Source organism: Prevotella marseillensis, assembly GCF_900625065.1.
Taxonomy (GTDB): domain Bacteria; phylum Bacteroidota; class Bacteroidia; order Bacteroidales; family Bacteroidaceae; genus Prevotella; species Prevotella rara.
In genome coordinates this window covers 2,092,747-2,107,288 of the sequence record NZ_UYXY01000001.1, presented here as the reverse complement: position 1 = coordinate 2,107,288, position 14,542 = coordinate 2,092,747, and the positions used below count along the sequence as shown (strand labels likewise).

Here is a 14,542-nt window from a genome sequence, read left to right as displayed (position 1 = left end):
GAATATAATTATGATACCAGTTAATCGCAAGAATTCATGGTTACCCGACGTGTTTAACGATTTCTTTGACACAGACTTCATGCCTAAGGCCAATGCTACAGCTCCGGCAATAAACGTAAAAGAGAGCGAAATAGATTATGAGGTTGAGGTTGCTGCGCCGGGAATGACGAAGGAAGACTTCAATGTTCATCTTAACCAGGACGGCGATTTGTCAATAAAGATGGAGAGCAAGAAGAACAATGCTGAGGAGGAGAAAAAGGCTCACTATCTGCGTCGTGAATTTGCCTACAGCAAGTTTGAGCAGACACTGATACTGCCCGACGATGTTGACAAGGAGAAGATATCAGCCAAAGTAAGCGACGGCGTGCTTACGGTTGTGCTTCCTAAGATACGCAAAGAGGAAAAGAATGTTGTGCGCCAGATTGTTGTAGGATAACAGTTCGGCAGTCTGAAAGCAGACGGTAACTTTAATTGATAATATAAATTATACTTTGTTGGTAAGCCGTGGAACAGCGTTCCATGGCTTATCAACAAAGTTTTTTTTATCAGATGGTTGTTTGTGCCCGGTGTGGTCCTTGTCTTATGTCGGGCTGATTATAGTCTTTTACCTTATTTACGCCCACGCTATATCTGTTGAGGATATGGCGTAAGTTCGCCCGGCTTAAGGTGAATGGCGGGCTTGATGCTGATTACCTATTGATGTTAAAGTCTGAGACTATAGGGTAAGACAGGCTTTATTCGAACATTTCTTTCCATCGGCAGAACCTTTTCAGGCCTTCTTCGCCGTGTTTCGCAACGCTCTTTTCTGCCTGCTCGATGGTCTTTTCGCGGTCGAGCCGTGTCTTCGAGAAGAATTTGTCGGCATAGCATATCACCTGTTCTTCGAGCGTCTCGGGCAGCAGGTCGGTATGCGGCAGCGGAAGATTGCGGCTTACAATCTCCTGAAGCGACAGCCCTGCGCCTGTATGCCGTTCGCATACGCGTGCATGGCGCGGCATTCCTTCAGCTCTGAGCATCTCGGCTCCGAGCACTCCGTGGCGTATATAGGGCTCATGGCCGTAGCATTTTATGTCGGGTGCGTCGGTCTTTATCACTCCTATGTCATGCAGCATGGCAGCTTCCTCAATGAAGTTGAGGTCAAGATTCAGTTCGGGATGCCTTTCTGCTATGTCGAGAGCCTTGCGGGCTACGGCGCTGCTGTGGCACAGAAGGATGTCTTTCAGCTCTGCATTGTCAGAATAATACTTGTCGATAATTTGTCTCCAGTTCATTTTTTAAGTAGGATTAATTGTTTGGATGCACGTCCGTTTTTCTGTATGTATATATTTAATAATGCTTAAACCCGGCTCGGTCGTCAGTCGGCATATGGTTTTCTCTGTTTTGTTTATTCAGGCTTTCATCCGGCTTTTTGTTTTCTATGGTTGTCTTTTCGTGTGTCTTTTCTTCGCATAGCCAGCCGTGCCTGCGATTGATCAAACGAAAATCAGCCCAATATAAAGCAAAAATCCCGGCTGAATTCTAACGCCCGGTTCGGGCTAAAAACGGCCGGTATACAGTGGTTTCATTTATGATATTGTTGCCATAAGCCGGTTCGTCAATATTGGCAAGCCGGCCGTATGGCAACAATTAGCTATGGCATCCCGGGCGTAGGGCTGTTCCGTCGGCCCGGGAATATGTTCGGATTAAGAATTGATCCAGTCTCTTTCAATATATGCAATCACATCACCGCGGTTGACTCTTGAACCCTGGCGTGCAGCTATTTCAACCAGCTTGCCTCCGAGTGCAGCCGGTACCGGTTCAAACTGGCCCCATGGTGTCTGTATGTAGCAGAATGTTTCGCCTTCCTTGTAGTGCTGTCCGATGTACGGCTCAAGGCAAGGAACACACTCGCTGCTGCCTTCGAAGTCGAAGAACACCTGTCCCTTGAACGGCGACACGATGGCGTCTGCCTTTGCGTGCTTGAATGCTGACACTTCTTCCGGTGTGAGTTTTGCGCCGAGTTTCGCATCCTTTGCCTTCTGCAGGTCGGCCAGCATACGCTTCTTTGCCATTCCGCTCTTGTAGTCGCGATACTGTTCGGGGTGCATAGCCAGCTCGAAAAGTTCCTCGTCGTCCTGTCCGAAGTCCCAGTTGTTGTCCTGCATCTCCTTCTTGAAGCCTTCGAGAGCGTCAGGTATAAGTGTGTGCGGGTCAGCATCAGTAAACTGACGTCCCTGCTTCTCAGCCAGCTCTACGAGCTCCTGGTCTATTGTTCCAGGTATCTTTCCGCTCTTGCCGAGAATCATTCCCCACATAGAGTCGTCCATCATTACGAAGCGGCCCTTGCCCTGTGCCATGGTGAGCAGGTTGAGCAGTGCGATGTTCTTGACATATTGTGAGAACGGAGTTACGAGTGGTGGATAACCTACGCGCGGCCATACATATGCCACTTCGTCGAACAGTTTCACCAGCATCTCGTCTGTTGTGAGTTCCGGCTGTCCCTTGCTCTTCAGTGTAGAGTTGATTGAACGGTGTATTCCGGCGAGGTCGGCCATCATACTTCCCATCATACCGCCCGGCAGACCGCATCCGAGGAGCAGTGAGCTCATGTGCTTGTTGCCCGGGTTGATGAAGTAGCCCAGCCAGTCGTCGATAAACTCCTGTGTGAGAGTGCGGGCGCGCATGTATGCGTTCATGTCGATGTCGGCAACCTCGAAGCCTTCGTTCTTCAGCATGCTCTGAACAGAGATGATGTCCGGATGAACCTTACCCCATGACAGCGGCTCGATGGCTGTATCGATAACGTCGGCACCATTGTTGCACACTTCGAGGATAGAAGCCATTGAGAGGCCCGGTCCTGAGTGGCCGTGATACTGTATGATGACGTCTGGATGCTTGTCCTTAATAGCCTTTGTAAGCTTGCCGAGCATAGCCGGCTGACCTATACCTGCCATATCCTTAAGACAGATTTCAGTAGCACCGGCAGCTATCACCTGGTCGGCGATGTTGCTGTAATATTCAACTGTATGGATTGGTGATGTTGTTATACAAAGAGTAGCCTGAGGAGTCATGCCGGCCTCAAGCGCCCATTTAATGCTGGGGATGATGTTGCGGACATCGTTAAGACCGCAGAATATGCGGGGGATGTCAACGCCCTGGGCGTGCTTAACCTTATACATGAGTCTGCGAACGTCGTCGGGCACGGGATACATGCGTAGGGCATTGAGTCCTCTGTCGAGCATGTGTGTCTTAATGCCAACTTCATTAAACGGTTTACAGAATGCCCTCACTGCCTCATTAGGATTCTCGCCGGCGAGCAGGTTAACTTGCTCGAAGGCTCCTCCGTTGGTTTCAACGCGGGAGAAACATCCCATATCGATGATTGCCGGAGCAACGCGCTCCAACTGGTCCTTACGTGGCTGGAACTTACCTGAAGACTGCCACATGTCGCGATAAACGAGACTGAATTGGATTTTCTTTTTCATTATTATTAGATCTTTTATTGTGTGTGGCCTGATTTTGTCCGGCACACATGTTCATTTATGCAAAAATAGGTATTTTTTCTAAATCTAAAAGTTTTTATGACAAAATAATATGGTCTGAGACGAATATTTATTTGTTTTTTATAGTCTTATGAACATTTTATCATATTTTTTGTGCTGATTTGCTAAATACATATAGCAAAATACATGATAAAGTGTCTAAAATTCACTTGTAGGATAGCAAATAGACAAGTTTCTATTTGTAACTAACAAACCTTAACGTGCCTGTGGAAATTAATTTTACAAACTGATACAGCCCGCTTTGCCTGTATTTGTCTTTCTTGGCTTGCAGTTTTGTAGCTTTAGTCGGGGAGATTGGATGCGGTGGTGATGTTTAACCATAATTTTGATGACCGTTTTTTGGGGGTAGCCGGAGTCGACTTTAATCTGGAAAAGGGCTCTTTGACGTCAACCATATTTAGGAAAGGGCAGGGAGGAGGAATAAGCAAAAAAGTTTTCTTTAGAAACTCATCACTCGTCACATTGCCATGTAAAGTGTTGGCTTACAGAGCGTTGAGGCGTGATGAGCTTACAGGCCAACTCATCACATCGTGCCCTGCGGCCTTCGGGCGTGATGAGTTTCGCTGGCAACTCGTCACACTGTAACATGTTGTCACACAGCGGCTTGTGCCGCTTTGTGATGAGTGATGAGTTTTTAAGAAAAAACTTTGTGATTTTATCTTTGTTGTCCTGTCTGTGCGAAAGCATGCCTGTTTAATTTCATAATGCGGCGTTTCGGTGTGTAAACTGCCGCGAATTAATATGTGAAAGGCTATCTTTTATCATGCGAAAGGACATGTATTGGCATGCAAAAAGGCATGTTTCATGTTGCAGAAGCATGCCTTTTGTCTTGTGTATTTCCGTGTCTTGCGGTGTCTGTTAATTATGAATTATTAATTATGAGCTATAAAAATGCCTGCAAAAAACTGACCGAAATCCGCTCAATATAAAGCAAGAATAGCGACCGAATCACAATGACTGATTTGGGTTAAACCGGTTTTCCCATGCAGTCCCGTTTTGTCAGAACTGGAAGCCAAGGTTTACGTAGAAGTAAGGCTCCTCCGTGCGGCTTGAGTATCCGAGCGACGCGCCTATCGGACCGAACATGCTGTTGTAGTAATATGCTATCTCGCATCCCGTCATCGGTCCCTTCTCGAAGAGGTTGCGCAGCTTGTCGCCACGCTGTCCGAACGACAGGCGGCCTATGATGTAGTTGTTGTCCATGATGCGCTGCTGCGCCATGAGCTGTGCCGTTAGCAGCATGTTGTCAACAAACTCTATGTGGCCGATGCCCGCGAAGGGCTGCTGCTGTTCGAGATACATTCCGGGGTGCATGCCGCCTATGGAGTTGCGCATGATTAGTGGAATGTCGTTGCCGATAAGGAAGCGTCCGCTTACCATGGGCTGCAGCACGAAACGGCTGTTGAGCGGGAACGACATGCGCCACATGAAGTCGGCCACGCTCAGTCCGGGTTCATCTCCGTGGCTTATGAAGTTGTCTGTGTAGTAGCCGTATCCGGCATTGAAGCGTGCGCCGCGCGTGGTGAAGAACCAGCGGTCTTCCGAGTTGTAGTTCATCCTGAAGATGTAGCTGTAGAAGTGGACATTGTCGAGAGTCTCATATTCAGACGACGGACCCGACAGCATGTCGTGAAAGTCGTAGAAGTCCATCTTCACGTTTACGTCTACCGAGAAGTTGCGTATGTTGAAGCTGAGCAGCTGCAGGTTGACAGAGTGCTGGTTGTAAGTGAAGTTGTAGTCGCGCTTGCCGCCCTCATAGATGTTTGTGTCGTCGTGCCTGAATACATACGAGAGACCTATCTTTCCGTAGTGCAGCGGATTGATCTGTGCGTCGAGCCTGGCCATCATTCGCTTGCCCAGGCGGCCCGTAAGCTCCATTATCACAGGTATGCGGGCCTTTATCTGGTGGGACACGTTGGCCTGCAGGGCCACCATCTCCTCTGTGTCGAATCTCACTCCGAGGTTTACCCTGCTTGTGCGCTTGTCGTCTGCCGATATTCTCAGCACGTATCCTTTGCCGCTCTTGTTGAGCGTATAGCCCGGGTTGGTGTATAGAAAGTTTACGCCGAGGGCAGTGATAGCCTCTTCGATGCGTTTTACCGAAACGCTGTCGCCTTTGTTGAGCCTGTATTTCGACATGATATAGTTGCGGTCGGAGGCCACAATGCGGTCGAAGCATACAGAGTCTATCTTGAACGTAAGTTCCGAACTTGTCGGCACAGGGCGCGAGGCACGTGCTGCGTGGATGTAGCCTTCTGAGGCAAGGCGCTGCTGCAGTGCCACAATCTTTTCCCACTGCTGCATGGCAGCCTCTTCGCCGCGTGCTATCAGTGTGTCGATGGCTGCACGCGTAAAGCTTGCCGAAGAGTAGCCCTTTACGTTCACCTTGATAGGAATGTCGGTCATAGCCCAGTTTTCGTCAAACTTGTTCTTGCAGTTGATGTCCACAATCTGCATCAGTATGGCGGGGCCGCTTTGCAGTTCTGCCGCCGTGCGGTTGTCGCTCTGCACCGACACACCTATTATTATATCTGCCCCCATGCGCTTGGCTATGTCGGCCGGATAGTTGTTGCGCAGGCCTCCGTCTACGAGCACCATCGAGTCTTTGCGCACCGGGGTGAACACGCCCGGTATGGCCATGCTTGCCCGCATGGCTGTCGAGAGGTGTCCGCCGTACATGTCGTATTCGGTGTTGTCCACGATGTTTGTTGCCACACAGGCAAACGGTATGGGCAGGTCGGCAAAGCTGATTGAGTCGTGATAGCCTACGGTGAGCCGTGTGAAGAGCTGCGACAGGTTGGTGCCGCTTATCAGTCCGCCTGCGGCGTTGCGTGCCTTGCGGGCTATGCTCAGTGGGCGCGACAGCAGATAGGTGTTCTGCTTCTCTCTTTCGGCCAGACTCTGGTTGCTCACGTCCACCTTGTCAGACAGCAGCGTCTTCCAGTCCTGCACCTTTACGAGAGAGTCGAGTGTGGCAGCGTCGTAGCCTATTGAATACAAGCCGCCGATCAGGGCGCCCATCGACGTGCCCGTGATAATGTCTACAGGTATGCCCGCACGCTCCAGCACGCGCAGCACGCCTATGTGGGCCATGCCCTTTGCGCCGCCGCCGCTGAGCACCACAGCCACACGGCTGCGGCACGAGTCTTGCACTTCTTCGGCATCAGCCGGAACAAAAAGTAATGCCGTCAGTATGACAGCTAGCAGGCGGAGTTTACTTTTCATGATGTTGTCTGGTTTGCAGGGCGGCCTTATGGCATGTGTCGCGGCTTAAGGTCAGCGTCCCATGTTGTGGTTAATGAAGCGGTGCTCGGCCATCTTCTCGTATTTAGTGCCGGGCTGTCCGTAGTTGGCATAGGGATATATGCTTATGCCTCCGCGCGGAGTGAAGTATCCCGTCACCTCTATATATTTAGGGCTCATCAGCCTGATGAGGTCCTTCATTATTATGTTCACGCAGTCTTCGTGGAAGTCGCCGTGGTTGCGGAAGCTGAACAGATACAGCTTCAGACTCTTGCTCTCAACCATGCGCTCGCCGGGGATATAGCTTATGCGTATCTCGGCAAAGTCGGGCTGACCCGTGATAGGGCACAGCGATGTGAACTCAGGGCAGTTGAACTGCACCCAGTAGTCGTTGCCCGGATGCTTGTTCTCAAACGTCTCGAGCACCTCAGGTGCATAGTCCATTCTGTAGGCGGTCTTTGCGCCGAGGGCCTTCAGTCCCTCGTCTTTTCTGTTGTCTTCAGTCATCATTGTAGATTAAATATTTTCCAAACGTTATAGTTTATTCCGTTGTCATACACGTCGGTGCCCTCATGCTCCTTGGTCTTCTTCACTACACGTATCGTTACGGGCAGCACAATGATTTCGTAGAGCGTCTTCAGCACCACCTGCGACACTATGAGCGACAGCATCTCGCCGGCAGGCACCACGCCCGACAGCGCAAGCGGGAAGAAGATCAGCGAGTCGGCACTTTCGCCGAACACTGTGCTCACCACGGCGCGCAGAGAGAAATGCTTGCCGTTGGACGATATCTTCATGCGGCTCATCACGTAGGCGTTGATGAACGAGCCGGCAAGGAAGGCCACAAACGAGGCGGCGGCAATGCGCGGGGCAAGGCCGAACACGGCATGGAAGCCCTCGTCGTTGTGCCAGTAAGGCGCGCCCGGAATGGCGTCGGCCAGCGCTCCGAACAGCACGAAGATGAAGTTCATGGCGAAGCCTGCCCATATAAGGAGCCTTGCCTTGCGGAATCCCCACACCTCACACACGCAGTCGTTGATAATGTAAGACACCGGAAACACGAGCAATCCGCCGGTGATGTTCACCGGTCCGATTGAAATCTGCTTTGTCTCTAACACGTTTGCCGTTATCAGGCAGACGCAGAAAAGTATGCTGAAAAGCATGAACAGCACACTTACTTGTTGCTTATCTGTTTTCATTTCCTTGTTTTTTAAGAGGTTTACCAAGCACTCTGTAAATAAATTGCGGCTGCAAAATTAATAAAAAAACTCAATAAGATAAGATTACGCCTGTAATTATTTGCCCGATACCGATTAATTGATAACTTTGCATTTATGTTATTTATACAGGCCGTAAAAGGCCGGAGATATTTGGAAATAAACAAAGAAAACGTAAAAGGAATATGAAAAAACTATTGACAACAGCCCTGACGGTGATGGCAGCCATCTCGATGCAGGCGCAGGAGACTGCTTACAAGATTACGGGAACAGTGCCCGCAAGCGTATCGAAGGTTTATCTTTATGTGATGGGGCAGCGCGCAGCTTTAGACAGCGCAATGGTGAGCAACGGAAAGTTTGAGCTGAGCGGAAAGCAGAACCTTAACGAGATATTCATGCTGGACGCAAATAATGAGGGCATGGCATTCTTCAATGACGGAACACCTGTGGACATGAACCTGGTGAACTACACCATGGCCGGTTCTGACCTCAACAAGAAACTCTTTGAGTGCAGCCTGCCGCTGAAAAAGTATGACGCTGCAACAAGCGAGATATATGCCGAGTATGAGAAGGTGGCGAGAGACAACAGCGAAGCCGGCAAGGCAAAGGCTAAGGCTCTGGCTGAGCGCTTCAACGTGGTGAGAGATTCTATGCTCAACGACATGCTGAACATAATAAAGACCAACAAGGACAACCTTATACCGGCCGTTTATCTGAGTCAGATTTACACCGCACTCGACTATAACGAGCTGAAAGACCTGCTAAGTCCGTCGGCTCCTTACTATAATCATCCTGCCCTGGCCCGCGTCAAGCAGCAGCTTGCAGCCTTCGAGAAGCGCATGCCCGGCAAGATGTTCACAGACCTGACGATGAACGACACCGAAGGCAAGCAGCGCAAGCTGAGCGAGTGGTGCGGCAAGGGCAACTATGTGCTTGTTGACTTTTGGGCAAGCTGGTGCGGACCGTGCCGTCAGGAGATGCCAAACGTAGTGGCAAACTATGAGAAATATCATGCCAAGGGCTTCGAGGTAGTGGGCGTTTCGTTCGACAACAGCGCCGAGGCATGGAAGTCTGCCATTAAGAGCATCGGCATGAAGTGGCCCAACATCAGCGACCTGAAGGGCTGGAAGTGCGCCGCAGCTCCCCTCTACGGCATCAACGCCATACCGGCCAACGTGCTGCTCGACGGCGAGGGCAAGATTGTTGCCACAGACCTGAGGGGCGAGGATCTCGGCGAGAAACTCAAAGAGATTTACGGATTCTAAATAGGGCAATGCTGCTTATTGCTTTTATTGAAAAAATGCATAACGCAAAGCAAGGTAAACACACCCTTTGATGCATCTAAATAATAAACCGGCAGAAGAAATCTTTTATTTCACATTGAAATAAAGTTCACTTCTGCCGGTTTCGTTTTTTATTTCAAATAGCATTATAATAAGGAGTCTAACCTTGACTCGTTTTTCTCCTTATTTTATTATCTGCCTATTTTTGTTTGATCAAGAAAAACAATTTAAATTTATCAGCGGCAATCACTACTTTTGTTTTGTCATAAGCGAGATTATATTGCTGAAGATTTTCTACAAAGTGTGGCATTCCTATCAGATTATTTGAGAATAAAGTTTCAGGACATACCAGCAGATGCTGTGCAACTTTTGAGGCAATTTCTTCTTCTGTATCATTAGCAAATGGAACTATTACCTCCAATTTTTCTTTGGGTTTTAATATTTTTACAAACAAGTCCGGAGTAACAATTGTGCTCTTTTCAATATACATATTAGCTTCCCATTCAATCATAAAAAAATAAAAGTCTCCATATCTTTGATATAGCTTCCTTTTTAGAAGTTTGACATCTGGTAATGTGTCGTTCTCTTCTTCTATAAAGAATATTACTAAATTCTGTTTTGTCTTGTTTTCGACAATATGACAAAACGAGCCACTATGGGATTTTTCGCTATAAATTTCATTGAGGCATTTTTTAGTTTTTATCTCATATTTAACTTGACTGTTCATTGTGTTGCAGTAGAGCAGCGCAATGGTCAATAAAGCCATGTAATATTTTATTCTTTCCATTTTTATAAATGTCTCTTTCCTTCATAATTTTACCTGCCGGCTAATTATTATTAACTTACTGACAAAGGATTTTCTCCATTATTTCATTCAGAATGTAACAACGGCTATCACCTCTATCTTTGCTTTTTTGTCTATTTTATGGTCTTGCCGTATTTTTATTAATTTTACGCATCTCATTAATTCTGCGTCAATAGAAGGACTGTTTGTCTTGGTCAGAATTGTGATGTCAGAAAATTCGTTTTTATAATTCATAAAAAATCTTACATAGACTTTTCCTTTAAATTCTCTGTCGCTGACATTTACGTTAGACCATAAGAAATTTTTATATATCTGTTTTCCTGTTTCTTCGGCCGAAGCTCCGGTATAGAAATAATGATTTTCACTTATACATTTTATATCTTCGCTTGTTGCTTGCTTTGTCTTGCAACCGACAAACGAAAACATATCAAATGCCAATAATACAATGAGCATCGTGCAAGTTATTATACGATTATGCTCTATCTTGAAAATATTTAATATGTTGCAGTTCATGTTGTTGGCATTTTATTTAATCTCCTCAAATATAGCGTATTTTCTTTTAAATGTCTGCATCTGTTGACTATATTTAACGGCTCATCGTCTATTTTCTTTTCGTCGGCATTGCTTCATCGCAGTTTATTTATTCCGTTCAGAGTCTTTTGTCTAATAGCTTTTCTAAACGACTGTATCATTTTTCAGTAAGCCAATCGTTGCCGGGGCAGTAGCATGCAGATTGATAATTAATTGTGAAGCCGTTTAACCATTCTCCTGGCAACATAAAATAATAACAATATGATGTAAACATAGATGATTTGGGCTTCAGCTGTATAATAAAATTTTAATGTGTATGCATTCTTTGAGATGATGTTTCCGTTAACGATAATATCATGGTAGTAAAATTTTGTTTCTGTCGGTATCAGTTCTATTATAAATCCGATGGCTAGATTTAAAATATAATATAAGAAACTTTCGATGACATAACTTTTTGCGCAGAATATCTTATCATTAATTCCTGTGACATACAGAAAGTAAAGGAAAGCGGTGTTAATCCAGCCGATGATAAACAAGAGGATTAACAGTTCTACAAGAATGCCGTATGCATATTGCGCGTTGTTTATTTGCTCAATAAACGCAGACGGTAAAAGTGTATATGCAGTGATGAAACATAAAATTTGTATACTGCAAAAAGATAAATAGGAACATAGAATTGCTTTAATTATTTTTTTCATCATATTCTTCAATCTATAACTGTTGCCCGACAGCTCAAATATAGCATAATTTTCTTTGATTATATGCAGTTGGTTATTATTTTTTTATATCATGCCCCGCATTTACCTGTTTGACGCTGCTGCTTGAGCGCTTAAATGCTTTTTTGTCTCTGACAAACAAGGCTTATGTTGGTGCTATAGCTGTAGCGGAGTATTTTCTTTGTGCCGGTTTCTGTTTTCTGATTTTGCCAATAGAATTTTTATCGGCTAAACTCCTTTATTTATGTATAACGTTTATGTTTTATTCGTCAAGTATTACTGTTTTATTTCTTTAATTCTGATATAATTTGTTGATTTTTCTGGAATGTCCACATAATATCTCCACGATAAAACATACTTGTTGTTTTTATGTTCAAAACGCCAGCCCGTATATTGTTCTCCCTCCAAAGGTTCTTCCTTCCAATAGTTTAATTGTTTTGTATCATCATATATGAGTATTGAGTCGATGCGTATTCCCTTGGTCGTTTTACTCCATTCAGATACACATGAGTACACCAATATGTTTTTATTGTTATAAACCACCTGTTCGAATTTCCCGTCAGGATATAATCTTAATGTGTCTTTACTGTTGATTTCGCTGATATATATGCCTGCAGGAGATTCGGTTGACTGTTGTACTGTCCGAATGAAGACATATATTGCTAATGCGATGATCAATAATATCAATATTATTTTTTTAGAAGATGTTTTCATATCGGTATTTATAGGTTTTCATATAATGTCCCGTAAGCTCAACGGATTTTTTATGCTTGCAAATTGGCGATTGGCAACAACCGCTGTGTCTTTATAGTGATAAGATATAAAGAATTCTGCCGAAAGCAAAGTTATAGAATTATTTTGTATGGCGGATGATTTTACATGTTTTTTGATGCAATGAAAGCAAAATATACGCTTAAGCTCACCATTAAATGCAAGCGTAGCCGTGTTTCACTGTTAAAGTCCTAAACCATATTTATTCTCGACGCCATACGCATGGCGTAAGGTTTAGCCTAAAAACACACTTGTTTATAACCAAAAACTCGGCCACTTTTGCATCAAAAGTGGCCGAGTTTTTGGTCGTAAACGATAGGTTAATGATTCGAAACCTTTATGCGTGATTTTGCTTACAGTTCGTCTATAACTTATTGGTGCTTCGCTGATTTGTTAACGATATGTGTGTGTTTTGCTTACAGTTTTTTGCGTTTTTTGTTAGTGGCTGTTTTCTATTTATGTAAATTCGGCATAAGTCGTGTATATCCAATCTCATTCAATGAATTTTATTTCGTTGAAAATATAAGTAATCTTATGTCATACAGGTGTAATGCCGGTTAATTATAATTTACATTCGGTGAATGTTGTATTATACTGCAATCCTTGAGTTATGCTCCGTCTTAATAGTTTTCATATCCGGTAAGCCTCCCATCGTTGTCCGTGCAGCCGCATGATGATGGCCGGCAGAGGGCATATTTGCGGCGTGATATTATTACAAAAATTATAAATGAATGAAAAAACTATTGAAATGTGCTTGCTGCATAATTGGTTTTTTATTAAATTTGGAGCTGAAATTATTAAAACCTTAAACTATGGAATTACCATTCGCAGAATCTTGGAAAATCAAGATGGTTGAGCCTATACGCAAAAGCACACGCGAAGAACGCGAACAGTGGATTAAAGAGGCTCACTATAACGTGTTTCAACTGAAAGCCAACCAGGTGTATATCGACCTGCTCACCGACTCAGGCACAGGCGCAATGAGCGACCGCCAGTGGGCCGGAATAATGATGGGCGACGAGAGCTACGCCGGAGCCGACTCATTCTTCAAGCTGAAAGAGACGATACAGAGGCTCACGGGCTTTGAGTATGTAATACCTACACACCAGGGACGTGCCGCAGAGAACGTGCTGTTCTCTTATCTCGTACACGAAGGCGACATCGTGCCCGGCAACTCTCACTTCGACACTACAAAAGGACATATCGAGGGACGTAAGGCCATCGCGCTCGACTGCACCGTCGACGAGGCTAAGGACACTCAGCTCGAGGTGCCGTTCAAGGGCAACGTTGACCCCGTGAAGCTTGAGAACGCGCTCAAGGAGCACGGCGACCGCATACCGTTCATCATCGTAACCATAACCAACAACACAGCAGGAGGACAGCCCGTGTCAATGGAGAACCTGAGACAGGTGCGCGCCGTTGCCGACAAGTATGGCAAGTCCGTTGTGTTCGACTCTGCACGCTTCGCCGAGAATGCTTACTTCATCAAGACACGCGAGGAAGGATATGCCGACAAGACCATAAAGGAGATTACACGCGAGATGTTCGCTCTGGCAGACGGCATGACAATGAGCGCCAAGAAGGACGGACTTGTAAACATGGGCGGATTCATTGCCACACGCAAGCAGGAGTGGTATGAGGGCGCCAAGGGCTATTGTGTGCAGTTTGAAGGATATCTGACATATGGAGGTATGAACGGACGCGACATGAACGCACTGGCAATAGGTCTCGACGAGAATACAGAGTTTGACAACCTCGACACACGCATCCGTCAGGTGCAGCTGCTCGCACGCCTGCTCGACGAGTACGGCATTCCTTATCAGCGCCCGGCAGGCGGCCACGCCATCTTCGTTGACGCTCCAAAGGTGCTCACACATGTTCCGAAGGAGGAGTTCCCCGCACAGACACTTACCATAGAGCTTTATCTCGAGGCAGGTATCCGCGGATGCGAGATTGGTTATCTCTTGGCCGACCGCGACCCGGTTACTCGCGAAAACCGCTTCACAGGTCTTGACCTGCTGCGCCTTGCCATTCCGCGCCGCGTCTACACAGACAATCACATCGCTGTTATAGCTGCTGCGTTGAAGAACGTTTATGAGCGCAGGGCTGAGATTACACGCGGTGTAAGAATTGCGTGGGAAGCACCGCTCATGCGTCACTTCACCGTACAGCTCGAGAGACTGTAATATATACTTATAAAGTAGAAAACATAAAGGCCGTTTCGGCCTGACATACCAATGAGCCGACGGACAGATGCTCCGCATCCAGATTATGGCGCATGTCCGTTGGCTCTTGTTCTGTGCCGTTGCCTTCAGGTGCGTGCGTCTTGCCGTGCCGTGGGCTTGTTTCTGCCGCTTCATGTTGCCGCCGCCGTAGATGCAAAGGCCATGTGCCGTTGCGGCAGTAGGTCTGTGGTCGGTTATTAACTATTCCT

The 14,542-nt window shown here is 46.3% G+C and carries 11 protein-coding genes; 3 read left to right on the top strand and 8 right to left on the bottom strand.

Annotated features, from left to right (window positions below; all coding sequences use genetic code 11):
* Positions 1-10 precede the first annotated feature (10 nt).
* Entirely contained in the window at positions 11-436 is a 426-nt protein-coding gene (locus EJL04_RS08555) for an Hsp20/alpha crystallin family protein (RefSeq protein WP_021855028.1), read from the top strand.
* Positions 437-734: 298 nt separating this feature from the next.
* Here EJL04_RS08555 and EJL04_RS08550 read toward each other — a convergent pair whose 3' ends face one another.
* From EJL04_RS08550 to EJL04_RS08530, 5 genes are all read right to left on the bottom strand, one after another.
* On the bottom strand, positions 735-1,271 hold the full coding sequence (locus tag EJL04_RS08550) for an HDIG domain-containing metalloprotein (protein ID WP_125104659.1): 537 nt from the start codon (positions 1,269-1,271) through the stop codon (positions 735-737).
* A 411-nt stretch (positions 1,272-1,682) separates the two neighbouring features.
* The gene (locus EJL04_RS08545) at positions 1,683-3,464 is read right to left on the bottom strand and encodes a pyruvate carboxylase subunit B (RefSeq protein WP_021855025.1); all 1,782 of its coding nucleotides are present in this window, start codon (positions 3,462-3,464) and stop codon (positions 1,683-1,685) included.
* A 1,077-nt stretch (positions 3,465-4,541) separates the two neighbouring features.
* Positions 4,542-6,767, bottom strand: a complete 2,226-nt coding sequence (locus tag EJL04_RS08540; RefSeq protein ID WP_021855024.1) for a patatin-like phospholipase family protein — start codon at positions 6,765-6,767, stop codon at positions 4,542-4,544.
* A gap of 51 nt (positions 6,768-6,818) precedes the next feature.
* Complete coding sequence (queF, locus tag EJL04_RS08535; protein WP_021855023.1) at positions 6,819-7,295, bottom strand: preQ(1) synthase; 477 nt, start codon at positions 7,293-7,295, stop codon at positions 6,819-6,821.
* Positions 7,292-7,984 carry a queuosine precursor transporter gene (locus tag EJL04_RS08530; RefSeq protein ID WP_021855022.1) on the bottom strand — a complete coding sequence of 231 codons (693 nt, stop codon included), beginning with the start codon at positions 7,982-7,984 and terminating at the stop codon, positions 7,292-7,294. The genes queF and EJL04_RS08530 overlap by 4 nt, the downstream gene beginning before the upstream one ends.
* A 203-nt stretch (positions 7,985-8,187) precedes the next feature.
* Between EJL04_RS08530 and EJL04_RS08525 the strand changes: the two genes are divergently transcribed.
* Positions 8,188-9,267, top strand: a complete 1,080-nt coding sequence (locus EJL04_RS08525) for a TlpA disulfide reductase family protein (protein ID WP_241209967.1) — start codon at positions 8,188-8,190, stop codon at positions 9,265-9,267.
* Positions 9,268-9,484: 217 nt separating this feature from the next.
* Here the strand turns inward: EJL04_RS08525 and EJL04_RS08520 are convergent, their stop codons facing one another.
* From EJL04_RS08520 to EJL04_RS08510, 3 genes are all read right to left on the bottom strand, one after another.
* Positions 9,485-10,072 (bottom strand): hypothetical protein, encoded by a 588-nt coding sequence (locus EJL04_RS08520; protein WP_125104658.1) that lies wholly within the window; start codon positions 10,070-10,072, stop codon positions 9,485-9,487.
* An 87-nt stretch (positions 10,073-10,159) separates the two neighbouring features.
* The gene (locus tag EJL04_RS08515; protein WP_125104657.1) at positions 10,160-10,543 is read right to left on the bottom strand and encodes a hypothetical protein; all 384 of its coding nucleotides are present in this window, start codon (positions 10,541-10,543) and stop codon (positions 10,160-10,162) included.
* A gap of 1,070 nt (positions 10,544-11,613) precedes the next feature.
* Positions 11,614-12,051, bottom strand: a complete 438-nt coding sequence (locus tag EJL04_RS08510) for a hypothetical protein (RefSeq protein WP_125104656.1) — start codon at positions 12,049-12,051, stop codon at positions 11,614-11,616.
* An 869-nt stretch (positions 12,052-12,920) separates the two neighbouring features.
* Between EJL04_RS08510 and EJL04_RS08505 the strand changes: the two genes are divergently transcribed.
* Positions 12,921-14,294, top strand: a complete 1,374-nt coding sequence (locus EJL04_RS08505) for a tryptophanase TnaA (RefSeq protein WP_125104655.1) — start codon at positions 12,921-12,923, stop codon at positions 14,292-14,294.
* Positions 14,295-14,542 lie beyond the last annotated feature (248 nt).

Coding starts and splice junctions, on each gene's coding strand:
- EJL04_RS08510 (WP_125104656.1), bottom strand. CDS start 12,051: ATGAAAACATCTTCTAAAAAAATAATATTGATATTATTGATCATCGCA.
- EJL04_RS08545 (WP_021855025.1), bottom strand. CDS start 3,464: ATGAAAAAGAAAATCCAATTCAGTCTCGTTTATCGCGACATGTGGCAG.
- EJL04_RS08515 (WP_125104657.1), bottom strand. CDS start 10,543: ATGCTCATTGTATTATTGGCATTTGATATGTTTTCGTTTGTCGGTTGC.
- EJL04_RS08530 (WP_021855022.1), bottom strand. CDS start 7,984: ATGAAAACAGATAAGCAACAAGTAAGTGTGCTGTTCATGCTTTTCAGC.
- EJL04_RS08525 (WP_241209967.1), top strand. CDS start 8,188: ATGAAAAAACTATTGACAACAGCCCTGACGGTGATGGCAGCCATCTCG.
- EJL04_RS08505 (WP_125104655.1), top strand. CDS start 12,921: ATGGAATTACCATTCGCAGAATCTTGGAAAATCAAGATGGTTGAGCCT.
- EJL04_RS08520 (WP_125104658.1), bottom strand. CDS start 10,072: ATGGAAAGAATAAAATATTACATGGCTTTATTGACCATTGCGCTGCTC.
- EJL04_RS08555 (WP_021855028.1), top strand. CDS start 11: ATGATACCAGTTAATCGCAAGAATTCATGGTTACCCGACGTGTTTAAC.
- EJL04_RS08550 (WP_125104659.1), bottom strand. CDS start 1,271: ATGAACTGGAGACAAATTATCGACAAGTATTATTCTGACAATGCAGAG.
- EJL04_RS08540 (WP_021855024.1), bottom strand. CDS start 6,767: ATGAAAAGTAAACTCCGCCTGCTAGCTGTCATACTGACGGCATTACTT.
- queF (WP_021855023.1), bottom strand. CDS start 7,295: ATGATGACTGAAGACAACAGAAAAGACGAGGGACTGAAGGCCCTCGGC.